Source organism: Flavobacterium sp. J372, assembly GCF_024699965.1.
Lineage (GTDB): Bacteria > Bacteroidota > Bacteroidia > Flavobacteriales > Flavobacteriaceae > Flavobacterium.
In genome coordinates this window covers 3,148,096-3,173,077 of sequence record NZ_JAJOMZ010000004.1, presented here as the reverse complement: position 1 = coordinate 3,173,077, position 24,982 = coordinate 3,148,096, and the positions used below count along the sequence as shown (strand labels likewise).

General features: G+C 45.2%; 22 protein-coding genes and 1 tRNA gene. 10 read left to right on the top strand and 13 right to left on the bottom strand.

The genetic code is table 11. The annotated features are described in order from the left end of the window. The first annotated feature begins 167 nt into the window (after positions 1-167). The 3 genes from LRS05_RS15600 to LRS05_RS15590 all read left to right on the top strand — a co-directional run bounded on the left by LRS05_RS15600 (position 168) and on the right by LRS05_RS15590 (position 11,033). Entirely contained in the window at positions 168-7,997 is a 7,830-nt protein-coding gene (locus LRS05_RS15600) for a choice-of-anchor L domain-containing protein (RefSeq protein WP_257869155.1), read from the top strand. Positions 7,998-8,205: 208 nt separating this feature from the next. Next, positions 8,206-9,141 (top strand): type IX secretion system membrane protein PorP/SprF, encoded by a 936-nt coding sequence (locus LRS05_RS15595; RefSeq protein ID WP_257866479.1) that lies wholly within the window; start codon positions 8,206-8,208, stop codon positions 9,139-9,141. Positions 9,142-9,161: 20 nt separating this feature from the next. After that, on the top strand, positions 9,162-11,033 hold the full coding sequence (locus LRS05_RS15590) for an OmpA family protein (RefSeq protein ID WP_257866478.1): 1,872 nt from the start codon (positions 9,162-9,164) through the stop codon (positions 11,031-11,033). A gap of 691 nt (positions 11,034-11,724) precedes the next feature. On the opposite strand, the gene LRS05_RS15585 is transcribed toward LRS05_RS15590, so the two are convergent. After that, positions 11,725-12,177: a 6-carboxytetrahydropterin synthase gene (locus LRS05_RS15585; protein WP_257866477.1), complete on the bottom strand. Its 453-nt coding sequence runs from the start codon at positions 12,175-12,177 to the stop codon at positions 11,725-11,727. A gap of 51 nt (positions 12,178-12,228) precedes the next feature. On the opposite strand from LRS05_RS15585, the gene LRS05_RS15580 reads away from it, so the two are divergent. Then, the gene (locus LRS05_RS15580) at positions 12,229-12,852 is read left to right on the top strand and encodes a 2OG-Fe(II) oxygenase (protein WP_257866476.1); all 624 of its coding nucleotides are present in this window, start codon (positions 12,229-12,231) and stop codon (positions 12,850-12,852) included. Here LRS05_RS15580 and LRS05_RS15575 read toward each other — a convergent pair whose 3' ends face one another. Then, a complete protein-coding gene (locus tag LRS05_RS15575; protein WP_257866475.1) occupies positions 12,853-13,620 on the bottom strand; it encodes an enoyl-CoA hydratase/isomerase family protein in 768 nt (255 codons plus the stop codon). A gap of 241 nt (positions 13,621-13,861) precedes the next feature. On the opposite strand from LRS05_RS15575, the gene LRS05_RS15570 reads away from it, so the two are divergent. The 5 genes from LRS05_RS15570 (at position 13,862) to LRS05_RS15550 (ending at position 17,017) form a co-directional block, all read left to right on the top strand. Beyond that, a tRNA-Ala gene (locus tag LRS05_RS15570) sits at positions 13,862-13,935 on the top strand. Positions 13,936-14,217: 282 nt separating this feature from the next. Continuing rightward, entirely contained in the window at positions 14,218-15,567 is a 1,350-nt protein-coding gene (locus LRS05_RS15565) for a site-specific integrase (protein WP_257869154.1), read from the top strand. 150 nt (positions 15,568-15,717) lie between these two features. Then, complete coding sequence (locus LRS05_RS15560; protein WP_257869153.1) at positions 15,718-16,035, top strand: type II toxin-antitoxin system HigB family toxin; 318 nt, start codon at positions 15,718-15,720, stop codon at positions 16,033-16,035. Then, positions 16,013-16,372, top strand: coding sequence for a type II toxin-antitoxin system HigA family antitoxin (locus LRS05_RS15555; RefSeq protein WP_257869152.1), 360 nt, complete (start codon positions 16,013-16,015; stop codon positions 16,370-16,372). Before LRS05_RS15560 ends, LRS05_RS15555 begins: the two co-directional genes overlap by 23 nt. A gap of 264 nt (positions 16,373-16,636) precedes the next feature. Further along, entirely contained in the window at positions 16,637-17,017 is a 381-nt protein-coding gene (locus LRS05_RS15550; RefSeq protein ID WP_257869151.1) for a hypothetical protein, read from the top strand. A 179-nt stretch (positions 17,018-17,196) separates the two neighbouring features. Here LRS05_RS15550 and LRS05_RS15545 read toward each other — a convergent pair whose 3' ends face one another. From LRS05_RS15545 to LRS05_RS15510, 8 genes are read right to left on the bottom strand one after another with little or no spacing between them, the layout of a single operon-like run. Next, positions 17,197-17,973: a PRTRC system ThiF family protein gene (locus LRS05_RS15545; RefSeq protein ID WP_257869150.1), complete on the bottom strand. Its 777-nt coding sequence runs from the start codon at positions 17,971-17,973 to the stop codon at positions 17,197-17,199. Beyond that, positions 17,970-18,686: a PRTRC system protein B gene (locus LRS05_RS15540; RefSeq protein ID WP_257869149.1), complete on the bottom strand. Its 717-nt coding sequence runs from the start codon at positions 18,684-18,686 to the stop codon at positions 17,970-17,972. Before LRS05_RS15540 ends, LRS05_RS15545 begins: the two co-directional genes overlap by 4 nt. Continuing rightward, the gene (locus LRS05_RS15535) at positions 18,673-19,839 is read right to left on the bottom strand and encodes a hypothetical protein (RefSeq protein WP_257869148.1); all 1,167 of its coding nucleotides are present in this window, start codon (positions 19,837-19,839) and stop codon (positions 18,673-18,675) included. The genes LRS05_RS15540 and LRS05_RS15535 overlap by 14 nt, the downstream gene beginning before the upstream one ends. A 16-nt stretch (positions 19,840-19,855) precedes the next feature. Further along, entirely contained in the window at positions 19,856-20,074 is a 219-nt protein-coding gene (locus tag LRS05_RS15530) for a PRTRC system protein C (protein WP_257869147.1), read from the bottom strand. Further along, positions 20,019-20,660 carry a PRTRC system protein E gene (locus LRS05_RS15525; RefSeq protein ID WP_257869146.1) on the bottom strand — a complete coding sequence of 214 codons (642 nt, stop codon included), beginning with the start codon at positions 20,658-20,660 and terminating at the stop codon, positions 20,019-20,021. Before LRS05_RS15525 ends, LRS05_RS15530 begins: the two co-directional genes overlap by 56 nt. A gap of 15 nt (positions 20,661-20,675) precedes the next feature. After that, complete coding sequence (locus tag LRS05_RS15520; RefSeq protein ID WP_257869145.1) at positions 20,676-21,044, bottom strand: hypothetical protein; 369 nt, start codon at positions 21,042-21,044, stop codon at positions 20,676-20,678. A gap of 46 nt (positions 21,045-21,090) precedes the next feature. Continuing rightward, a complete protein-coding gene (locus LRS05_RS15515; RefSeq protein WP_257869144.1) occupies positions 21,091-22,134 on the bottom strand; it encodes a DUF932 domain-containing protein in 1,044 nt (347 codons plus the stop codon). A gap of 28 nt (positions 22,135-22,162) precedes the next feature. Next, the gene (locus LRS05_RS15510; RefSeq protein WP_257869143.1) at positions 22,163-22,582 is read right to left on the bottom strand and encodes a single-stranded DNA-binding protein; all 420 of its coding nucleotides are present in this window, start codon (positions 22,580-22,582) and stop codon (positions 22,163-22,165) included. Positions 22,583-22,976: 394 nt separating this feature from the next. Here LRS05_RS15510 and LRS05_RS15505 point away from each other — a divergent pair, with 394 nt between their 5' ends. Continuing rightward, positions 22,977-23,606 carry a hypothetical protein gene (locus LRS05_RS15505; RefSeq protein WP_257869142.1) on the top strand — a complete coding sequence of 210 codons (630 nt, stop codon included), beginning with the start codon at positions 22,977-22,979 and terminating at the stop codon, positions 23,604-23,606. 241 nt (positions 23,607-23,847) lie between these two features. Here LRS05_RS15505 and LRS05_RS15500 read toward each other — a convergent pair whose 3' ends face one another. Genes LRS05_RS15500 through LRS05_RS15490 form a run of 3 tightly spaced genes read right to left on the bottom strand, consistent with a single transcriptional unit; the run spans position 23,848 to position 24,962 of the window. Beyond that, complete coding sequence (locus LRS05_RS15500; protein ID WP_257869141.1) at positions 23,848-24,063, bottom strand: hypothetical protein; 216 nt, start codon at positions 24,061-24,063, stop codon at positions 23,848-23,850. A gap of 45 nt (positions 24,064-24,108) precedes the next feature. After that, the gene (locus LRS05_RS15495; RefSeq protein ID WP_257869140.1) at positions 24,109-24,285 is read right to left on the bottom strand and encodes a histone H1; all 177 of its coding nucleotides are present in this window, start codon (positions 24,283-24,285) and stop codon (positions 24,109-24,111) included. A 59-nt stretch (positions 24,286-24,344) separates the two neighbouring features. Beyond that, positions 24,345-24,962, bottom strand: a complete 618-nt coding sequence (locus LRS05_RS15490; RefSeq protein ID WP_257869139.1) for an alpha-ketoglutarate-dependent dioxygenase AlkB — start codon at positions 24,960-24,962, stop codon at positions 24,345-24,347. Positions 24,963-24,982: the final 20 nt, after the last annotated feature.

Sequence of the window (24,982 nt, the reverse complement as noted above, 5' to 3'; positions counted from 1 at the left end):
TCAGGCAGACTTTTACTATGCATACCTACAAACTTTACATTCATAACATTTGTAATTAATTTTGTTTTTTTTGGTAAAAAATTACATTCTGTTCACTTTTAAAGAGGTAAGGATAAATATTTTCATTATTTTCGGGAACTTAATCTAAATCAACTAAACATAAGTCTATGAAAAAAATTACCCTTATGCTTTTCATGATGGTATTTTCACTGGCAGCTTATGCACAGCTTCCCCTTGAAAATTTCCGCTATGATGGCGATGCTTTGCCGACAGGCTGGATGGCATACCAGAATGATGTTGGCACAGATGTCACATGGGGCCTTAGTCCGCAGGCCAGTAATGCAACTCCGGGCAGGGAATACCCTGCTATTGCCGATGACCAGGCTGCCTACCTTAACAGAGGCAACGTAGAGAGTGGCAACCCGGAAGACTGGTTGGTGACCAAAAAGTTTACCGTGCCGGCAAATGCCGAACTTCGTTTCTGGACAAGGCTTGTGCAGGCGACTGAAAACGGGAGTATTTTTGATGTAAGGATATCAAATGCAAACGTAAACCCTGACGGATCAAATCTTGCAGCATACACCTCACTGATAGACAGCGACGGTTGGACAGAGACTGAACTGGCAGGTGTAGGTGCGCAACAATTGCTCTACAAAGAAAAGGTACTATCACTAAGTGGTTTTGCCGGGCAGGAGGTTTATATTGCCTTTTGGATGAAAGCCCCAACCACAAATAGTGACAGGTGGCTGATTGATGATGTAAGGGCGTTGTCAAAATGTCTTCCGGTTTTAAACCCTACTGCTACAGCGCCAACACTTACTACTGCAAACCTTAGCTGGAACCCTAATGGCTCTACCCAATGGGAAATTGAGATTATTGAGCAGGCTGCAGCGCCGGTAGGTTCAGGTGTATTATACAGCGGCCCGCTGCCTTACCAGCCGGTGCTTGAGCCTGGTAAGTGCTATAAGTATTATGTACGGGCTGTTTGCGGCCCTGATAACCCAAGTGCGTGGAGCAACCCGGTATCTTTTTGTACAGTAGCTTATGGGGCTACCTGTGCTGCGCCGCGCGCTATTACCACATTGCCATTTAGTGAAACGAGCAACACAGCCCAGTTTGGCAACGACTATAGTGGTACAGCCGGAACGGGCTGTAATGCTACAGGGAATTATCTTGCGGGTAATGATGTTGTATATGCTTATACTGCAGATTTTACAGGCAACATAAGCGTAAGCATGACAAACAATGGACCTAATTCAGGTATGTTTATTTATACCAGTTGTACCAATATCGGTACTCAATGTGCTGCGGGTGGTACTGGAAGTGCCACAACTCCTGTAAATATTCCATTGTTTCCGGTAACAGCCGGGCAAACATATTATATAGTGATAGCTACTAATGCATCATCACAAACAACTCCTTATACACTTACGGTACAGCGGGTAAATTGCCAGGCGCCGACAAATGTTTCAATAGTACCTTCAGATGCTTCTGCACAGCTTACATGGACGGCTGCAGGCGCTACTTCATGGGAATATTATGTTGATGTTGCAGGAGGCCCGATACCTTCAGGTGCGGGTACAGAAGTAACAGCTACGCCAACGGTTAATGCACCGGATCTTTCACCTGGTACACAATACCAGTATTGGGTAAGGGCAAATTGCGGTAATGGCACGTTCAGTGCATGGGCAGGCCCATATACGTTCCAGACTAGCTTCTGCCCGATAACCGATCAGTGTAACTATACATTTGTATTAAGAGATTCTTTTGCCGGCTGGGAAGGCGCTGTTATAACAGTGAGGCAAAACGGTGTAGTAGTTGCTACCTTAAACCTGCCGACAGGCACAGGGCCGGTAAACGTAAACGTGCCGCTATGCCACGGTGTGCCTTTTGAGCTGCGCTGGGACACAGCAGGTAATTTCCCGAACGAAGTGGGAATTTCAATCATAAACCCATTTGCACAGACAATATTTACTAAAGCAATTAATACGCCTGGTAGCGTAGGCTCTTTGTACAGTGATGTGACTGACTGTTTAAATCCTAAGTGTCTTGCGCCTACAGGTTTGGCTATTGTAACAAACAGTATAACAACAACATCTGTCGGCCTAAGATGGGACGGCCCTGCTACCGGCACATGGGAGTATATACTGCTTCCTGAAGGCAGCCCTGCACCAACTGGCGATACAACAGGATGGGTAGCAACTGGCGTGAATCCTACAACAGGAATTACAATAGAGCCCAACTCAAGCTATGTGGCTTACCTAAGGCTTGTATGTGCTGCTACTAATGAAACCAGCCCTATAGCCGGCCCGATATACTTTAATAGCGGGCAGATACCTGCTGCACTTGAGTACAACCAGGATTTTGAACTTCCGGCAAATGGTTTTGCACGTAATAATGCATCTCAGCCTAACAAATGGGTGGTGGGTACAGCTGCAAGCAATGGCGGAACTACAGGTATGTATATAAGCAACGACGGTGGAGCATCTAATGCATATACTGTTGATGCTGCTTCTGTAACCCACATATACCGTGATTTACAAATACCAGCATTAGGCACTGCCACAGCTCAGGAAATTGGTATTACATTTGACTGGAGAGCAATGGGCGAAGGTGGTACAAATGACTACTTGCGCGTATGGATGGTACCTGCAACATTTACCCCGACACCAGGCACACAAATTACTGCTGCAAACGGCGGCCAGCAGGTTGCAAGTGTACTTAACCAGAATGGGGCCTGGACAACATCAAGCTTTACAATAAACTCAACAGCTTATGCCGGCCAGGCCAGAAGGCTTGTGTTTGAGTGGAGGAATAATGCTACTGTAGGGCAGCAGCCACCTGCAGCTATTGATAATATTAATGTACAGGTAATCACGTGCCGGGTACCAACCGCACTTGCACTTACAGTCGGTAGTGTAACAACTACATCGGCAAGTGTTACATGGGTTGCGCCAACAAATTCTGGCACGCCTACATATGATTATTATTTAAGTACATCAAACACGGTACCGCAAGAAAGTACAGAGCCTACAGAAACAGGTATTACTACTACTAATGCAAATATCACTACTCTTGAGCCTTCAACTACATATTACCTTTGGGTAAGAAGCAACTGTGGCGATAGCGGAGCCAGTTTCTGGGTTGGGCCATTAGTTATTATTACACCACAAATTCCTGCACCACTTACATGGGATGAGAATTTTGAAACACTCCCTGCTAAATGGACATTGAACAACGGTACCCAGGTAAATAAATGGGTTATAGGTAATGCTGTAAATAATGGCGGGACAAATTCACTATATATAACCAGCGATAATGGCGCTACTAATACTTATAGTGTGACCAGCCAGTCTGTAGTACAGGCATACCGTGACCTTGAAATACCAATGGGCGCAGATGAAGTGGATGTTACATTTGACTGGAAAAGCGTAGGCGATGCTAATGACTATTTCAGGGTATGGATGGTTCCGGTAGATTTTAATCCTAATCCGGGTACGCAAATAGGTAACGCTGCAAACAGGCAGAGGCTGGGAACAGACTTCTTGGGAAGCAGCAACTGGACCACCATCACATACACAGCTAACGTAGAAGCCTATGAAGGTACTACACGCAGGCTTGTTTTTGAATGGAGAAATAATAACGCAGGCGGTATACAACCACCGGCTGCCATAGATAATATTAATGTAAAAGTAGTTACCTGCCGCAAGCCGCAAAACCTTGCAGCGCCGGTTGCTGATATTACACAAACTACGGCTATACTTGGCTGGACACCTATGAATGGTGAAACAAGCTGGGATGTTGTAGTACAGCTGCCAAACCTGGCGCCGCCTACAGCAGCAACGGTTGGTACTCCTGTACCGGGCACATTACCAACATTTACAGCGCAAGACCTTCAGCCTGCAACATTCTATGTGTTCTATGTACGTGCAAATTGTGGTGGTACAAATGGTTCAAGCAGCTGGGCGGGGCCATTTACATTCATTACTAAAATAGCGAATGATGAATGCGCTAATGCAAAAGTTGTTCCTGTGAATTCAGATACACAATGCCTTCTTACTGCTACCGGTACGGTTACGGGTGCAACAGCATCAGCCGAGCCTAAAACATGTGCCGGAACAGCAGATGATGACGTATGGTTCCAGTTTACAGCTACATCAACATCACATACTATATCTCTGCTTAACATTGCAGGTTCAAGCACCAACCTTAATTTTGTAGTGTACAAAGGCAGCCAGTGTGGTACTATGACCCAGATAATATGTAGTGACCCGGATGTAAACCGTTATGACGATTATGAGATTGGGGCTGTATATAAAATAAGGGTATATACAAGCGTTGCTACGCCAAACCAAACAACAACCTTTACGGTTTGTATAACATCGCCTGAACCACCTATTAAGGTTAATGGTACTCTATACACCTATGAGCAGCTGGTAAAAGAAGTTCTTGTAAACAGCGGATGTGCAATCATCACAAACGTACAAGGCCGTACAGGTACAAATTACGGACAAACTAACGGTATAGGTTATTTTACGCGAAATGGCTCAAACTTCCCGTTTGATGATGGTATAGTACTGGCAACAGGAAATATTTTTGAAGCTCAGGGGCCATATCCGGGCAATACAGCCGGAAACCAGACTGCAGCATGGGTTGGAGACCCTGATTTGAGCGCTATCAATGCAGCAAATGGTAATCCTGATACAATGTATAACGCATCAGTTCTTGAGTTTGATTTCGTTCCGCTTAAGGAAGATATGAGTTTCGACTTCCTTTTTGCATCAGCAGAATATGGTACGTTCCAGTGTGGTTATTCAGATGCCTTTGCATTTATCCTAACGGGGCCTCTGCCATCAACAACGTCACAAAACCTTGCAGTTATACCAAATACTACAATACCGGTATCTGTGACCAATATAAGAGATGGGCAGTATAATAGCAGCTGTGGCTCTGCAAATGTTGAATTTTTCGGTTCTTACAACGCAACTAATCCTGATGCTTCACCTATAGGTTATATAGGTAATACTACTATGCTTACCGCACAGGCAACGGTTATTCAGGGTGCAGTATACCACATCAAGCTTGTAATTGCAGACTATCGTGACCAGTCATTCAATTCTGCAGTATTTTTACGAGGCGGCAGCTTTGACCTTGGTGAGGTTCAGCTTCCGGATGACTTCCTTGTATCAAATGGTACTGCACTATGTGACGGCCAGCAACAAATACTAGATAGTGGCCTGAGCCCGCTTGACTATGAATTCCAATGGCTTCTGGGTACAACCCTATTACCTGAAACAGGCCCTACACTTACAGTAACGCAGCCTGGTACTTACACCCTTAAGGCATCTTATATTGGTTCTACATGTTCAGGAACAGACTCAATCCTGGTTGAATTCTACCCTGATATTGCTGAAACTGTAGGTAATCCTAATGACCTTGTGTTGTGTGATAACAGCGGGTTTGCAACGTTTGATCTTTCGCTGAACACTGCAACTATGCTTTCAGGGCTTACAGTGGCTAACTACGATGTTAAGTACTATGCTACACAAGAGGATGCAGATAATAATGTTGTGGCAAATGCGCTGCCAACATCATATCTTAACACAGTGCAAAATGAGCAGACAATATATGTAAGGGTGGCAAATATCCTTACCGGATGTCCGCCTGCAATTAAGTCATTTAAGATTATTGTACAGCCTAAACCACAGTTTACCATAGAGTCTGATTTTGATATATGTGTGGGCAGTACGGGTACTATTAACGTAACTGGCGGTAACTGGGGAACTGATCCGGTAACTTATGAGTGGACATTCAATGGGCCGGTTATTCCTGCAGAAACGGGGCCTTCAATCACGGTCTCTGCCGGCGGCGTTTATACTGTAAAAGTTACAAATGGAGTTTGTTCTGAAACAAAAACTGTTACTGTTACGCAAGTAACCGTACCGGTAGTTGATGAACCTGCTGATGGTACTTACTGCGGAAGCTATACACTGCCTGCGCTTACATCAGGTAACTATTATACAGAGCCAAACGGTGGCGGTACTATGCTTGCGGCTAATACAGTTATCACACAAACGCAGCCAATATATGTGTATGCTGCTGCAGGTACAGCCAACCAGTGTTTTGATGAACATATGTTTACTGTGACCATAAATCCGCAGCCTGAGGTTGCAGATATGGATGATGTGCAGGCTTGTAATACTTATACGCTTCCTGCCATAACAGTAGGTAACTACTTTACAGGCCCTGCCGGTACAGGCACTATGCTAAATGCCGGAGATGTGTTAAGTACAGACCAGACTATCTATATCTATGCACAGTCGGGCACTACGCCGAACTGTACCGATGAAGACAGTTTTAATCTCACAATTACTAATGCAGTAGTAATTCCGGACCCGGCAGATGTAGAAAGTTGTACATCATATACGCTTCCGGCGCTAACTATTGGTAATTATTACACAGGCCCTAATGGTACAGGCACAATGCTAAATGCAGGTGACGTGATTACCACAACGCAGACAATTTATGTATTTGAACCGGGAAGCACCCCTATATGTGATGCACAGCAGGATTTCCTTGTTACAATATATACAGTTCCGCAAGTTGCAGATATGGATGATGTCCAGGCTTGTAATACTTATACGCTTCCTGCCATCACAGTAGGTAACTACTTTACAGGCCCTGCCGGTACGGGTACAATGCTTAATGCAGGAGATGTTATAAGTACAGACCAGACCATCTACATCTATGCACAAACAGGGACCACGCCAAATTGTACTGATGAAGACAGCTTTAATGTAACGCTAACATCGGCACCTGTTATTGTTGACCCGGCTGATGTAGAGCGTTGTGCTTCATATACCCTTCCGGCGCTTACAATTGGTAATTATTATACAGGCCCTAACGGTACAGGTACCATGCTAAATGCGGGTGACGTGATTACAACAACCCAGACTATCTATGTATTTGAGCCGGGAGGAAGCCCTATATGCGATGCAGAGCAGGATTTCCTTGTAACTATAAATATCCAGCCAAATGTTGTTAACCCGGGTAACATTCCTTCATGCGGGCCATACACATTGCCGGCGCTTGCCGTAGGTGATTACTTTACAGGCCCCGGAGGCAGCGGCACTATGCTTAATGCCGGTGATGTAATTACTGCAGACCAGACAATTTACATTTATGCGCAAACAGGTAATGCACCAAACAACTGTACAGATGAAGAAAGCTTTAATGTAACCATAACTACACCGCTTGTAGGTACATTTAGTTATAATACTTCTTATTGCCAGGATGATACTAATCCGCTTCCGCAGCTTGACGGTGTTGGTGGTACATTCTCTTCAACAGCAGGACTTGTAATTAACCCAACTACGGGAGAAATTAATATTGCGCAAAGTACACCGGGTACTTATGAAATAAGGAATACCGTAGCAGCTAATGGTGGATGTGCATCTTTCTCTGAAACATTTACAGTAACAATTGGCGCAGTGCCAAATGTATTTGTAGAGCAGGGTTGTGACGGTAACAATTATGTGCTTGAAGTTAACTTTGACAATGATGAAGTGTATAATGAAGATACGGTAACCTTCTCTTGGATTGACCCTTCAGGCAACCCGCTTACCCAAACAGGCCGTGAGGTTATTGTTACTGCAACCGGCACTTATAATGTAATTGTTACCCCTAATGCTGCGGGCGCTTGTGCTGTAACAGTACCTGTACAGGTAGATAATACAACCTGTATGGTACAGCGCGGTATATCGCCAAACAATGACGGTAAGAATGACACATTTAACCTTTCAGCGCTTGATGTTACCAAGATAAGCATCTTTAACCGCTACGGCCAGGAAGTGTTTAGTTACGGTGCGTATACAGACCAGTGGCATGGCCAGGGCAAAGGTGGTGATGAGCTTCCTACGGGAACTTATTTCTACAGCTTTGAGCGTGCCAACGGAGAGAAAGCCACAGGATGGGTTTACATCAACCGTGAAGAATAATATAAGTAGGCACCCTGCCCCCGGGCAGGGTGTTTTTACATAACAAAAGCCTAACATAAATAAAATCCAGTTTTTGTAGTATTTGTTTGAAAGTTTTGTTAAACTTGACGCCTGTTGTTTTTTTTGGATGTAATTTCATTCTCCGTTAAACAACAGCCAATTATAGCATTAATAAACTGAAACTATATACAAAGAAAATTACATGCACATGAAGAAACTATATTTTGCAGCGTTGGCTGCGTTGGGTTTTTTTGCTGAGGGATATTCGCAGCAGGACCCGCACTACACGCAGTACATGTACAACATGAACGTCATCAACCCGGCCTATGCGGGCTCGAAGGAGAATTTAGCCTTTGGCCTGTTATACCGCAAGCAGTGGGTAGACATAGAAGACTCACCCACCACTATGACCTTTTCGGGCCACAGCCCGGTAGGCAAGAATGTAGGCTTAGGCTTATCGGTAGTAAACGATAAGATAGGCCCGGTGGAGGAGACCAATTTTTACGGCGATTTCAGCTACACGCTGAACCTTGGAGGTGAGCACCGCCTGGCCCTGGGGATCAAGGCAGGCTTAACGCTTCATGATGTAGGCCTGTATACCGATATCGGGCAGAACAACGTACCCGATGCCAATGACCCGGCTTTCAGCGAGAACACCAACAATACCTATTTCAACGTAGGGGCAGGCTTTTTCTATTATACAGAGAATTACTATGTAGCCTTCTCGGTGCCGAACATGCTCAAGAGCAAGCACCTTGACATAACCGACAACGGGCAGGAGAGGCAGTTCGGCTCAGAGACCCAGCACTACTTCTTAACGGCGGGTTATGTATTCCAGTTGAATGACAACATCAAGTTCAAGCCATCAGGATTGCTCAAGTCAGCCTTTGGCGTTTCGCCGAGCTTTGACGTATCGGCCAACTTTTTGTTCTATGAGCGTTTTGAGATAGGGGCCACCTACAGGATAGATGACAGCTTCGGCGCGATGGTAAACTACGCCATCACCCCGAACCTGAGGATAGGTTATGCGTATGACCACATTGTGTCAGACCTGAACGTGACCACGCCATCGTCACACGAGGTGATGCTGCTGTTCGACCTGAACTTCCCGAAGAAAGTATCCCGTTCACCACGTTATTTCTAACCTAAACGCCAGAGAAAGACATGAAAAATATCTATATAAGCCTTGGGATGCTGCTATCGGTGATGGCAGTAAGCGCCCAGAACAAGGATACCGAACAAGCTGACAAGCTATATGAGAGGCTGGAATATGTAGAGGCTGCAGACGCCTACCTGAAGCTAGCCGAAAAGAGCGAAGACCCGTATGTATACAGAAGGCTTGCCGACAGCTACTACAACGTATTCAACTCAAAAGAAGCCGTAAAATGGTACCCTAAAGCCATAGCCGGCAATGCAGATGCAGAGCTTAACTACAACTATGCGCAGATGCTTAAGGCAGAGGGCAGGTATGACGAGGCCAACAAGCAGATGCAGCAGTTTGCGGCCAAAGCCCCGAATGACCAGCGTGCCATCATCTTCAAGCGTGACCCTGACTACCTTCCGAAGCTAAGGAACCAGGAGAAGCTATTTGATGAGAAGCTTATGGACATCAATGATCCGAAATACAGCTCATTCGGCGGGGTATTGACCAATGACAACACATTGTACTTCACCAGCGCACGCAACACCGCCCGCAAAACCTACGGGTGGAACGAGCAGCCGTACCTTGACATCTATACAGCCACCTACAATGCCAACGGCACCTTCTCAGCCCCGACCCCTGTGGCCGAGGTGAACAGCAAGTGGCATGACGGCCCTGTGGCCGTAACGGCTGACGGCAACACCATGTACTTCTCAAGCGAAAGCTTCAAGGAAAAGAAGTTTGAGAGAGACAGGGAAAACAACCTCAAGAAAGGCCAGGTATACCTGTACAGGTCAGTAAAAGAAAACGGCAAGTGGGGCAAGCCCGTAGCGCTTCCGTTCAATGACAAGAGGTACTCAACAGGCAACCCTTCGATAAGCGCAGACGGCAAGACGCTGTACTTCGTATCCGACCGTGAAGGCTCGATAGGCGGGGCAGACATCTGGAAGGTAGCCGTAATGGAAGGCAACACCTATGGCGAGCCGCAGAACCTTGGCACCAAGGTAAACACCGAAGGCGCAGAGAACTTCCCGTTCATAGCCGATGACGGCAAGCTGTACTTCACCTCAGACGGAAGAAAAGGTTTCGGCGCTATGGACATCTTCGTGATAGACCTTGCCAAAGGCGGCGATGCAATGAACGTAGGCATGCCGGTAAACTCGCCAAAAGACGACTTCGCCTTCTCGATCAACCAAAAGAAAGGCCTTGGCTTCTTTGCCAGCAACCGCAGCGGGGTAGACCAGCTCTATACAGCAACGCCGGTATGCGGAGTGGAAGCCATCGTGATGGTACGCGATGCCAAGACAGGCGCACCGCTTGCCTCGGCCAAAGTAGCGATACTTGATGAGAAGAACAACGTGATAGAGACACGCACCACAGGCGCAGACGGCAAGGTAACCTATGCCATAGACTGTGACAGGGCCTACACGGTACAGGCATCAGTTGAAGGGTATGAGAACAACACCTTCCCGATAGCCAAGACCAAAGGCGGCACGGTAAATATTGACGCCAGCCTGAACGAGATAGCCAAGATTGTGACCGAGACCGAAGTAGTGCTGAACGATGTATACTTTGAGTTTGACAAGAGCAACATCACCAAAGAAGGCGCCTTTGAGCTTGACAAGCTTGTAGAAGCGCTGAAAGCCAACCCGAACATGGTGATTATGGTAAAAGGCCACACCGACTCACGCGGCAGTGACCAGTACAACATGAACCTGTCAAACCGCAGGGCTAAGAGCGCAGTGCAGTACGTGATATCACGCGGCATCAACAAAGCCAGGATATCAGGCCAGGGATATGGCGAGAGCCAGCCTAAGGTGCCGTGCGGCGACAACTGTACCGAAGAGCAGCACGCACAGAACCGCCGCTCAGAGTTCCTTATCGTGAAGAAATAACTTTACAAACCACCCAATACTTTAAAAGCATCCGTGAAAACGGGTGCTTTTTTTATTTATGAATTACGAATTACGAATTACGAATCCCAAACACAAAAGGGAACTTCACCCACAAAAAATGAACGGGAAGGCAGAGAGCAGCATTTAAGATTATTTTAAGAGGAGAATTCATTCAAGGAAATTCCGAAAAGTATGCACTAAATTCAAACCTGCAAGAAAGTAGGGGTGCAAGAAACTAATAACCGTTAACAAATAATTAACTGCGGGCTGATAATCATTTTTCAAACCTGATGTGAAATATTCAACTTTAAGTTTGTAACTTTGCAGGCGATATTCTTCACACCCTTTTTTATCGAAATGCAAAACCCGAATACTGTTACCACTGGGTTTTATTCAGGCTTTGATTCAAGTTTTCGCTCTTTGAAATACTGAATCAATCTTAGCCCACAAGGCACAAGTTGAAAGCCACAAGCCACTAGGCAAAAGGTATTACAAGGTCATACGGATTAAGGTACAGGAGTGAAGCTTGCGTGAGGGATGGAAGCGGCATCCCCGCAGCGCAGAGAAGGGATATAGCGGACAGCCCGGCCTGAAGGGACACGCCATTATTAGTCAAAAGCCACAGTCAAAAGCCACAAGTCAACAAGCTAGGGTAATTGAAGCTAACGAATCAACAAATTACCAAATTAAGCTATAAGTTATCGCTTTGGTACCACTCGGCATAAGAGGTTTCGGTTTCCTGGAGGCGAAGGGAATAAAGCTGTATGTTTGCCGGTAAGTGGTGTTTTATTTTTGCGGCAAAGTCTATCACCATGTTTTCGCTTGTAGGCTGGTAATCTACAAGTATTACGTGATGGCCGCGGTCGCTAAGTTCGGCAGCAAGTTCAACGTGCGGGGTGTTCTTGTTGAAAACGGTGGCATGGTCAAATACATCAACAATTTCGCGGCGCACAATTTTCTTCAGGTCGCCAAAGTCAATCACCATACCGTACTTAACATTTTCTGTGTCCATTATAGGTGTGCCAATTACAGTAACAGATAGCTTGTAGCTGTGCCCGTGAACGTTTTTGCATTTACCGTCATACCCGTAAAGGGCGTGTCCGGTTTCAAAAGTAAACTGCTTGGTGATACGTATCTTGCTCATGCGGCAAATTTACGACAAATCGGTTTACGGTTTTGAACTATCTTTGGCGCCATGGATGACTTAAAGCTAAACCCCGGATACGAGCAGATTATTGATGCCCTGATGGCCGATAAATATGCCATTGCTGATAGTTTTTTCAGCAGTTCAGAAATTGATGCGCTGCAGGTAAGCCTGCGCAGAAAGTATGAGAGCGACGGGTTTAAAAAATCGGCCATTGGCAACCAGGCTAATGAAAAGGTGGTTGACGCGGTTCGTGGCGATTATATTTTGTGGCTTGATGAAGAAAGTGCCGATGAAGCAGAGAAGCAGTTCCTCAGTAAGATAAATGACTTTGTACAGTACCTGAACCGTACGTGCTACCTGGGTATTAAAGATAAAGAATTCCATTATGCAGTGTACCCCGAGGGAACGTTTTACAAGCGGCACCTGGACACATTTCAAAATGACAGCAGGCGGAAACTATCAATGGTATGCTACCTTAATGATGAAGACTGGCAGCCTGAGTTTGGGGGCGAGCTTACCATTTATCTAAAAGATAATGGCAGGGAAACGGAAAAGAACATTTATCCCTTAAAGGGCAGGATGGTGATTTTTGAGAGCCAGTTGCTGGAGCACGAAGTGAAGCCTGTAAAACAACAGCGCCTGAGCATTACCGGCTGGCTGAAATCCAGATAATTATTTTTTAAACTGTGCCAGTGCGTTTTTTGTAAAGTCTGACAATACAAGTGTACCGGAAATTGCTGCGCGTTCTTTCAATAGCGTGTCCCAGTTTTCGGTGCCTTCCCACAGTACTTTTTTCATTGATGAAAGAGCTTCAGGGTTATACGATGCCAGCTTTTGGGTGAAGATATCGAGCTCTTTATCGAGCTCAGCAATGGTTTCAAATACTTTAGCATAGAGGCCTTTCTCCTGTGCCCAATAAGCATTTTTCCATTCGTGAGCGCCAAGGGTCATTTCGGCAAGGGCAGCCTTACCCATTTTGCGCTCTACAGCCGGAGCAATAACAAACGGGCCGATACCTATTGCAAACTCCGACAGCTTTACGGCACTGGCTTCAACAGCCATGGCATAGTCACACGCTGCGGCGAGCCCTACGCCGCCGCCAACAGCTTTACCCTGAATACGGCCCACAATAAGTTTTGAACAGTTGCGCATGGCATTAATAACATTAGCAAACCCTGAAAAAAACTTACTGCCCTGCTCAAGATCCTGCACTGCAAGCAACTCGTCAAATGATGCACCTGCGCAAAAAGCACCTTCGCCTTCGCTTTTCAATACAATCACGTTTACATCATGATTATTACTCAAAAGGGTTAATTCATTTGTAAGGCGTTGCAGTAATTCAGCCGGGAAAGAATTGGATGCCGGATGCCCAAATTCTACCGTTGCTATTTTGTTATTGATGCTTGTATATAATGACCCGTTTTGGCGTGTGGTTGTCATGCTGTAGTTAGTTTTGTTTGCATTGCAAATATAGGGGTGATTGTAGATTTTTCGACTATTCGATTTTTAGATGTTTCGAATAAGTTATTGCACAGAGATTCACAGAGAAGGTACAGAAGATTACAAAGACTGCAGCGAACGCCGCAAAGATTTGCTATTTTATTTGTTATCTGGAATTTGATGTTTGTGATTTGGAATTTGGAATTTGGAAATTTTTTGTTTTATATTTGCGGCTCTTATTGGGGATGTAGCTCAGCTGGCTAGAGCGCTTGCATGGCATGCAAGAGGTCGTGGGTTCGACTCCCATCTTCTCCACTTTTATTGAATTTTAAGGCTTTTCAAAAGAAAGCAAAATTTTCAAAAAGTATCGTAAAACCTGCAAAATCAATGTTTTGCAGGTTTTTTTGTTTTTAATCTACCTGCAAAATTTTCAAAAGTGCACAAAAAGGTTGTGGCAAAATCGTGGCAATTTTGTGTCAAGGGTAAAATTGCCACAAAATAGGGGTTAATCTTTTGATTGTCAACCTGTAAAGCAGGTTAACATCTTGACTTAGAGACGCTATAATTCGCCCTTTATTAACTTAAAAATGTTGAATTATGTTAGAGCAAAGTTTTGGGCTTACCTTCTTTTTGAAGACCTCATCGAAAGAAAGCAAAGAACGTACTATCTACCTGCGAGTTACAGTAGACGGAGTTCCAAAAGAAACTTCGACAAAGCGTAAATGGGACGCTGCACGCTGGAACCAAAAACTGGAGCGGGCTACAGGGACAAAGGAAGATGCAAAAGCTGTAAATCTGTTTCTTGATACACTGGCTGCAAAGGTTAATCAGTACAGGACAAACCTTATGTTAGAGAATGAAACTATTACCGGGCAAAAGCTTATTGATTTCATGCTTGGCAAAAATGTGTCTAAAGCAAAAGTTATTGAGGAGTTTGCGTTGCATAACAGCGAGGTTTTGGCACTTGTACCAAAAGAATATTCAAAAGTAACCTACATCCGGTATGAAACAGCAAAAGCCCATGTACAGCAATTTCTGAAGTTCAAGTATGAGATTGATGATATGGAATTCAGGGAACTTAACTATGAGTTTATTAAGGACTTTGAGTTTTATCTGAAGACCGTCAAAAATATCAGCAACAACACAACCCTGAAATATATATCGAACTTCAAAAAAATCGTCCTTAGGGCCATTGACAAAGATATTATTACCGTCGATCCGTTTAAGCGGTTTAAAGGTAAAAAGGAGAAGATTATTAAACGGCCTTTAACCAAGCAGGAATTATCGCTGCTTGAAAACCATTCCTTGCCTGTGGAGAGGCTTGCAGCTGTCAGGGATGTGTTTGTCTTCCAATGCTATACCGGGCTTGCATATATTGATGTTTACAATCTTAAGAAAACAGATATCAAGCTTGGGGATGACGGCGAACTTTGGATCATTAGCGAACGCCAAAAAACCGGCAGTTCCTTTAACGTACCCTTGCTTCCCCAGGCACTTAAGATAATCGACCGCTATAAAGACCATCCCCAATGCCTTGCCAGAAACACCGTTCTTCCCGTTATTTCTAACCAAAGGATGAACGGCTACCTAAAGGAAATTGCAGATGTGTGCGGAATTGAAAGCCAGCTTAACACCCATAAGGCCAGGCGAACTTTTGGGAGTACCGTAACACTTAACAACAACGTGCCTATTTATGTTGTAAAAGAGATGCTGGGGCACCGATCTGTCAAGCAGACAGAAGAGTATGCAATAACTGAGCAGGTTTCAATTGGCAGGGAAATGAAAGAATTACAGGAGCGCTTAAATCAAAATAATGTAAGTAAAAATGATACTCCGGCTGAGGATATTTTAAAGATGCGGGAAGAAATAATATCGCTGAGAAAGCAATTAGGGATGACAAAGGATAGCACCGACAATGTCAAGAGCGTTCTAAGAATCTGCAGATAATAACGTGACAGCTTAAATTGTTGCCGCACTGAGACAACAATTTCGCCGCTTTTAGTCAGCACATAGTAATTGTGACAACACTGTTGACACAATTTTAGAATAATTTATAATCCGCTGTTACCAAATTGGTAACATTTTAATATATTTGCAATGAGGATAATTGCTGTAAAGACATTAAAGGAATATTGGGAGCAGTTTCCGGATTCGGAACGACCACTTCAGTATTGGTACAAAGATGTTACTGCCGCCGAGTGGAACAGCCCGAATGACTTAAAAAGTCAGTTTGGGAATGCTTCAATCCTAACAGGTAAACGGGTTGTTTTTAATGTACATGGGAACACCTACCGTTTGATTGTGGATATTGAGTATCGCCTGAAGATAGTTTTCATTGTCTGGTTAGGTACCCATACAGAGTATGATAGGATTAACGCAAAAGAGATTAGTTATGTTAAGACTTATAAAAAATAATTCACAGTATGAAGATACTCTCGCCCGTATCTATGAGCTGATGCAACTCGACCTGCAAGCTGATACCGAAGAATCTGACGAACTGGAAATTCTTTCAATGCTGGTTAAAAAATATGAGGACGAGTATTACCCCGTTCCTGAGCCTTCACCTCTTGAAGCGATAAAGTACAGGATGGAGCAACTGAATATTTCTGACGCTGAACTGTCAACAATATTAGGTGCACGCTCCCGCAAATCAGAAATATTATCAGGCAAAAGAAAACTTAGTCTTGCCATGATACGTGCTTTGAAGGAACGACTGAATATATCTGCTGATATACTCATACAGATCTACTAATTGTTTGATGGGACTTTAAAAATGCTTTTAATTCTCGCACCAAATATTGCGAGAATTCACTTTTTATAATTGTCGCCACACTGCGGCGACAATTACTTCAGCCTAAACATATCATGTGCTGTTCGATTCCCTCCATAATGGTAGGACAACTGAAAGTGCTGTAGCTCTGATACCGAGATTGCACGTTTTTTGCAACCTTTTGAATGTTATTGTAAATTTTTGAGCGAGATAACACTATTACCTTTGCCTCTTTACGTCAGGATCATGGACAAATTTCCCTTAACATCGGTTGGTATAAGTACGTTGCAGGAATTGTTGCATAGCCTAAGCAATGATAAGCTAAGGGCAGAAGCAGAACTGCTTGCCGCAGACCCCTGCGCATGGATTGCCGCCCATATTGAACTGGAGGTGCGTCAACTGGAATGTTTGCGAATTGTGCAACAGGATTTTTTGCGAATGTTTGGCTGGAATGTTGCGGCAGCGTTAATAGCCCGCAGGCCTATATCATTATCGTATAGAGCAGACGCTTCGAGGAATGATCCAGCCAAAAAATCCTGCATTTTATATAATTGCAAAGTTTCCTCCCATTATGCTGACAACCATTATTCATCTACAGGCAGCCTTGATATAGTAATCACTGACTAGCCACTTTTATACCGTATAAATTAAAGTTTTAGCAAAAGGCGAGCATGGGAGCATCGCCGGATGCTGGGCGGCATTTATGCCGCCTTTTTAATAGTCAGGAATGGCTTACAGTTAATTAGATAATAGCAGCAGTCAAGCGCCGCACGGAAACCCCGGGAAGGTTTCGTGCGGCGGCCGCCTCAGACTGGAAGCGGTACAGTCCTGAAGTCGGCAATATTTAGGAATAACCCCCTATGGGTTGTCATCCCGTTGCGAAACATTTGCCACAACAGGGAACATCCCATCTGCGCCAATGCAGAATTAATAAATAGTTCCTGCTTCTCGAGGGCTTCGGCAAGCGAACAGCTTGGCGCATCGTCATCAGTTTCCGACTGGCGCAATAACTCTCCAAATTCTTCTGTTACAAATGGAAGGCTTTCAACTGCTTCAAACTTATCGGATTTAGGCTGCTTAACATTTCCAATCGTTGCCAGTACAATCTGCCCAGCATCTTTTCCGTTGCCAAAATCCATCCAGTACCTCGCTAGGTCAGCATAATGGCTATTATTATTACCTCTTATCACTTCCGCAATCTCAAACCTTGCAGTAACAGTATCAACACAGGATATATAAATAGCTGCTTTAGTGTTGCCTGAATGGCTGTCAAATTTTCTGTTTATCGCTTTCCATCCCGTGCCGAAGAAGCGATTGGAGCGGGTTACGAGGGCGACCGCCTTTGGTAATCCTACTTCGCATTCGGCAAACAGCTGCCTGCCCCTGTTGGCATCGGTAATAATATCATCATCCCACAAGGTGACCTGAAAGCCTGCATGTCCCAATGCTTGCAGGCTGTGGCTCATCCGTGCGAGTGCAGTTAGTACCTGTGAGCCAGTCCCGCCTGCACCAATAAGGCATACTTCGATTGGGTTGGTTGGGTTTAGCAATTCAGGGGCTATAAAGTGGGCTTTCGGTTTCATCGTAGTAAATGTTTTAATTGCTTCTTAGCAGCTACAAGTTCCTCTGCAGGGAAGGGGTTTTTGGTTTCAGAAAGCCCTTTGTAAAGGCTGATTAGGTTGCCCTTGACAGGGTTGTGACCACCAATTAGGTGGCTGAAATAGCTGCCAAAAAAATAGCCTTCCCAAGCTGCTGTAAATTCCTCCAACGTTGCTGACTGGCTGATGCGCACATCAACAGAACCCATGCAGACATTTCCATTATTGTACAGGTTAAAGAACGGAGCATAGTACAAAGGGGAGCTTATTGATGGCTTGCCCTTGCTTTTCGAGGCAAACACGTGCAGCCGCCTTTTATCCGCTGCCCAGATAAGTGCAGGAAGGGGCAGTTCCTGACTGGCAAGTCCGAGACTTTCAGTAAAGTATAACTTTCGGGTCTGTGGCTTGGTGTACCACACTACGCTGCCATTCTCGGCAGGATTAATGTGCAGCACACAGGATGGTAGCAACCCTTTGGGCTTTAGGAACGCTTTTGCGGCAGCTTTTCCTGTGTCAAGTGCTTTGGATAGCCCCTGCGCTTCTTTTACGCTTAGAGGCCTCGGATTGACAGGGCAACCGCTTTCGTCCATGTCATAGTATTCAAGATACAGGTCATCCTCATTGTTTTCGGGCTTGAAAACAACAATAGCGGCAGCAGGGAAAAAAAGGCTCGGTGTTGTTTCACTATTTTTCATCATTAATAGTATTTAATAGGTAGCATAAGTCATCGATAAGAGAAAAAAGCCTGCACTCAAAATCGAGGCTTTCGGCATCTTGCATCCGCCCGTCAAAGGTGCGGGTCAGTACTGGCTGCTGTATATCACAGCATTCGTTGAACTCATTATTAACGCATTCGGAAAGGGTATGATAGAGCCAACCTTCGGTTTCGGCGCAAAAGCCGATGTATTTGTCCATAGTAATGCAATCCTCATTGCAATTATCATCATCTTCCGAGTGCAATATACGGGTATCGGCGTGGCGGTACACATGCCCCTGCGGGTGATCCCGCCAAAGCTGTAATGCCTTGTCAGCAATAGACAGGCAGTCGCAGGCAAAGTTGTCAAGCGCAATAAATTGCGCTGCCAAATCTTCAAATCGGTTAAGGTGGCAGGGGTTCCAAAGCCTGCGCTGCATCACCTTCCCGATATGTTCGGCGGTATTCAGCTGCGAACAATTGACATAGTAGCTTTCCTGTTCCCAATCGGTCGGGTCATTTTCTACCCATTCCCGTATCATGTCGTACTGCCAACAGAGGTAGCTGCTGTCATCTGTGTAGTAGGGTATGCCTGCAACATGATACAGGTAGGCACAGGTAGCAAGCAGTAGCTGCGCCGCCCTCTTTGTTTTTCGGTCTTGCATCAGCCTGTAAAGGGGTACAATCGGGATATAGTACAGCGTGCTGCCTGTGTTGTATGTTTCTTCTGCTTGCAGCACCAAACTTCCTTTGCCATCCCTGCCTTCGAGTATCTGTACACTTTCCCTTTTTTCCCGTAGCAGCTTGCTAGCTTCCCATAGTGCCACAGCCTTATTGTAAGGATAACCAATGTGGCGGTTATCCGTTACGCTAATGTTATAGTGGACGCAAAGCAGGTTAAGGGAACGGTAAAAATCTTCCTCATCCTTTATCGGCTTCACAGGCTGCCCCGCAAAATGCGGCAGGAAGCGTAGCTTTAAAAAACCATAGGCAGCAGCCCCACAGGGGCGGATTGCAGCCTGTCCCTTTGCAGCTCGGCGGCATCTTTCCTCCTGACCAATTGCAGCAGGAACTGCCCTGCGTTTTTGTGCAGCAGCTTTTGCCTTTCGTTGTTGGGCAGCCGAAGCTGCCCGCTTATTTGTTGTAGCATAATCCATTATTTAATATTTAGGGTTATCCCTTTGTACCCATCATACTCTCAAATCGGTACTGTACTTTATCTTCACTGATGACAGGACCGCTTATTTTGGCAGTGGTCAGGATAGGATAGGTATTGGCATAGAATTGCAGCACCGCATCTATGCTCCACTTTGCATCGGGGTCTGTGAGTGTAATGTCATTCCCCTTCTCCTTCATCAGGAATATCCTCGGCATTTGGTTCGCTATCAGCATAATCTTCGGTATTTGGTTCAATATGTACTTCTTCTTCTGTTTGAGTTTCGGCAGGCTGTGCTGCACCGAAAAGGTCAGGTGCAAACTGATTTTTCAGGTTCTCTTTGCGCTTGCGCAGCTGCTCTGCTTTGTCAGGGTACTCGGATGCAAGCGGCACTTTGCACCACGCTTCCTTAAATTTACCATCTGCCTCTAGGGCATCGACCTGTTTCATCGCTTCAATGAATTTCTTTTCCTTCGGGCTTACCTCTGTGGCAGGCTTGTCAGCTTTCTCGGTTTTCTTTTTCTCCATTGCGGAGTTTTTCTGGGCTTCTTCCTGCCCTTTAAGGAACTGCTCCATATTGGTAAGCAGTTGCGATGTCTGCTGTACTGGCTCGGAAACAGCGGGGAAAAATCCCTCCCCAAGTTCCTGCGCCGTGCCTTTCAGAATCAGCGGGGGAATGTGGCTTTTTGCGGTGTCACCGCAGGCATCATTCTGCAACAGTACTGATACGGTCAGGCTCTCGCCATCCTTGCGTATCGTCAGGTTCAGGCAGCCCGTAAAGTTGAGGGCTGCCACCTGGCTGAAAAAATTTGTAATTGCCATAATCGTAAGTTTAGCTTATTCAAACAGCAGGGCGACTGCCTGCCTGTACTTCATGTTTTCATTGTGCTTCGCCTCCCTGATTATGCAGTCGATAGTGAACAGGGCGTTATGCCCGTCAAAAAGGTGGTCTGCAAATAGGCTGCTGCTCTTTGCCATTCCCTTGCCGTTCCTTAGTATAGCATCAGCAACATTCCCTGCCACCCTGTACCAAAATTCAAATGGGATAAAGCCGTTGTCCCATTGGCTGCGTATCACCTCCTCATTGTCGGTAAGGTATTGGCAAGCCTGTTGCAGGCTCTCCAGTATGCCCTGTACCTGTTCAGGAAAGAATGAGGCAAGTAATTTGCCTTTCTCTACATTATTCAGGTTTTGTAATGGTTTCATAATCTCATTTTTTTTACAGCCCGCCGTGGCGGGCTGCGTTGTTAATTTAGTTCATCATAAGGGCAGCAGCCCCGCCTTTGGTGAAGTCGGTGCATAGGTCAAAGGCTTTCTGCGCCCGTGCCTGTGCTGTACCGCCGAGATAGATACTTTTCATCTTGTCTTCGTCATTCTTAAAATTCCGTACATTCTGATAGTATCCTGTCACGGCGTTATATGCCCCGAAGACTGTCCCCTTTGTGGTTTCCATTTGCTGCGTATCGCTTGCCATTGCGTAGCTAAAGGCTGCATCGCAGGCATTTTTGAATACGCTTGACAGTTCTTCTTCTGCGCCCTTTTTCAAAAGGTTCAGTGTTTCAGTATTGGGGCAGAGAGCCAACTGTATAAGTTTTTTAACTTCTTTATCTTCAATGCGCACTTTTGCCCAATTATTGAAGATGCCTTCTAATTGTAACGACAGCGTGTCTGCCAAGCCCATTACCCTGTGGGCATCCTCTAACCGCTGCTTGGCGTTGGCGGTATGCCTGATGCGCACCACATTGGTAGCCGAGCGCATTGCAGCGTTTAGTGTGTTTTGGCAAACGATGCGGATAGGGGTAAAAGCTGCGGTAATACTTCCCGAGCCATCGTGTGAGGTAGTCAGGAAAATATACTTTTCGGTTACATCGTCCCCGTTGCCTACACGTATGTAGCCGGGCAGCTTGGCTGTGATAAAGATGCGTTCCCCTTGCCCGATAGCCCCTGCGGTCTCGTATAAGATACCCTCACCACCGCCTACAATGGCATCAAAGAAAGCAAAGGCATCGGCATTCTGCACGATTTGGTAATCCTTGCCCACCACGCCAAAAATGGCGTTGGTATCGGTGCGCATGGTAGCAAACTGGTCAGGTACGGCAAAGTCAATGGCAGGCTCTGTGCCTTTGGCAAACAGGGGTGCTTTAATTACTTCATAGTCAAGCCCTGCGTGGGTGATTGCCTCCCTGCTTGTCGGATAGTCCTGCACGATTTGCCCAAGGGCGTGCCATGCTTTTTCTTTTACGCTGAAAAAAGAATATTTTCCAGTCTGTTCGTTGAAATTCAGATTATGTGCCATGATATTAAATTTTTAGTTCGACTTTGTTTTAAAATGGAAGGTCATCGTGCTGCCCGTCAGGGTTTACCTGTGTCCCTTGTACCTCTACTGCAACAGGTTCTGCCTGCGGGTGCTTGTCCGCCTGCGGTTTGCCTGCAGTAGCCCCGCCACCGTGCAGCGTGATTTTTGAAGTGTGGAAGTTCAGCCCTGCTTTTGCCTGTCCTTCGCTATCCACCCATGCCCGTGCGCTGACACGCCCCGAGAGTTCTACAATACTGCCTTTGGTCAGGTACTGCGCTATGCCTGTGCCTATCCAGTAGGAACAATCGAAAAATTCGGTCTGCGTTACCCGCTCCCCGTTCTTAGCCTTGTAGCTGTCGTTAACCGCTACGGAGAAATTCACCACCTTCCTGCCTTCTGACAGGCTGCGCACCTGCGCATCTGCTGTCAATCGTCCTGTAATGTCCATGATGTAAAGTTTTTAATGAAACAATCCTATTGGATCCTCTTTAACCCCTGCCAAAACAGCATTTTCCAAAAGAAAAAGGGAAAAAAAGAAAGCTGTCCTGAAGTGTGCGGGGGCATGCGGAGCGCTATAAGTCCCGAAGGGTGGCCCGCGGCCATTATGCGCGCGCAGCCTGCGCCTGCACGATAACTTCGCTTGCCTTTTTATCCCTTTTCGCATTGGAAATGCAACTGATCTTAATATTTTTACAGTATTTCGTACGCAGTAAAGAACAGATAACCCTTAATATTTAGATTCTGTGGATCAAAGGAAAACCGGAAATATTGGGAGAATCGGGCGCGATAAATACCAATTTCCTTTATAAATCCGGGAAAGTGTATGTGATGGACAATCACCTTTGCGCTTCCTGGTGTTGGCTTCAGGAAATCGATACAGGAAAAAGTATAATTACCTGCATATCGACAGGCATTATGATCTATGTCAATTTAAAAAAGAAGTAAAGACCCTTGTCATTGATAAAGGAATTGATATCTCAAAACTCACCTTTGAAGAATATGCAAATCTTGGTTTTGAAGTACATTCGGGTATATATGCAAAGTTATTTCGCTGGGATAACTATATATTAAATCTCCAGCAGTTGTATCCAAAACTTTTCACAAGTACAATTTTCATTACGAAAAAGGAAGGCGGCAGGACTGATTTTGTCAAGGACGAATATGAGATAGAGCAGTTTTTAGGACAATACAGGGACTGGTTGGACTATTCCAAAAATGGTTGGATCATCAATGTCGATCTTGATTACTTCTTTGCGCCGATCAGGGGATATTTTCAATTGTATACTGATGAGACAATAAGGCTTGTTGCAGAAGAAATAAAAAAGCACCTGTCAAAGGTTGATGTAGTAACTATTGCACTTAGCCCTTCATGTTGCGGTGGTTGGAAGAAGGCCCTAGGAGCATTGAAGATTTTTGCCGAGACACTGGAATTAGATATTGATCTTTCAACTGCTTCCAACCATAGCAGTTAAATCTAAAATCATAGATTGTACAAATACTTGTCAAGGGGCTCGCCATCTTTAAACTGGTTCTTGCCGATTATTGTGTTGGTTCGCTGATTATATCGTATCTCAACAAAAAAATCATTGACTGAATATAGCAGGTACATAACCCCGTCTTGGTGCAAGGTTTCGACATGTACGTCGATCTCCCAGACAATCTGGTACTGGAGCTGTTCATCCTTTGAGATAAATTCGTAGATTTTTATAGACATTATTTCACCTCGTTTAGCTTCACCATATCCTGATAAAACTCTTTCAGATGCCACCATGAGGGACAGGTTTCAACATTGCCTTTAAAAGTGCTGACTGTAACATAGCAGCTGCCCAGGAACTTTTGGGTATCGGAAATTTTTGCCCATGGTTTCCAGTCTACCGAAGCAGGGGGCGGGTTTTTCTCAAAGTATCGCTTAATTTCTTCAAGGTTCATAAAGCAAAAATAATTTAAAAGGCCGTCCATGGGACAGCCTTACTACTACTTTTTAGATTCTTCTACGGAAACCTTGCGGAAGTCTTTCATAAGCTTGCTTAGTTCAAGCGCTGATTTGCGCGCGCGTGTACCGGCTGCTTTGTTTCCGCCTTCTATCTGGGCAGTGGCATCTTTTTGAAATGCTTCAAATTCTGCAGAGATCTTGTCGAACAGTTCTTTCATGATAATTATTTTTGATGGGGGCAAAGCTATAACTTTCCCTATTGAATGGCAATGGACACCTATAGCTTTTTCACCTGTCGGAAAGTGAGATTAATTCTTGGCAGCATGTCCTTAGCCGATTTAGGGATATGATGCTCCCAATAGGTATTCGTTGTTCCCGACATGAGCAGCAAAGTGCCGTGATGGAGGGGGATTTCCAATTGTCCAATCGTTTTATCCGTCTTATGGCGAAACCTGAACGGCCTTGTTTGCCCAAAGGTTACCGAAGCAATTGAAGGGTTTTTCCCAATCTTATGCTCTTTGTCGGAGTGCCAGGCTACGCTGTCATTCCCGTTACGGTAAAGGTTCAGCAGCACCGCATTAAACGAAAGCCCGGTCTGTTCTTCAACTTTCGCGCGCAATTCTAATAGTTCCGGTGTCCACGGCAGCGAACTTTCTCCGGCTTCTTCCTGCTCGCCGTACCAGGCAATCATACGCGGGGCTGTGACCACTTTATCATACATGGGCATCTGGTACTCATGCCACGGTGTGCTATGCAGCAGCATATGATAGTACCTGTCGGCTTCCTCTTTAGGAATGAATGCCTCCATTTTCATAAGCTCAAGGTCCGGCAGGTCGTATGTTTTTTTATCTTCAGTGCCTGAGTTGAAAAGGTCAGTATCGTTAAATAGTGTCATAAATTCTAATCCTATGTTGT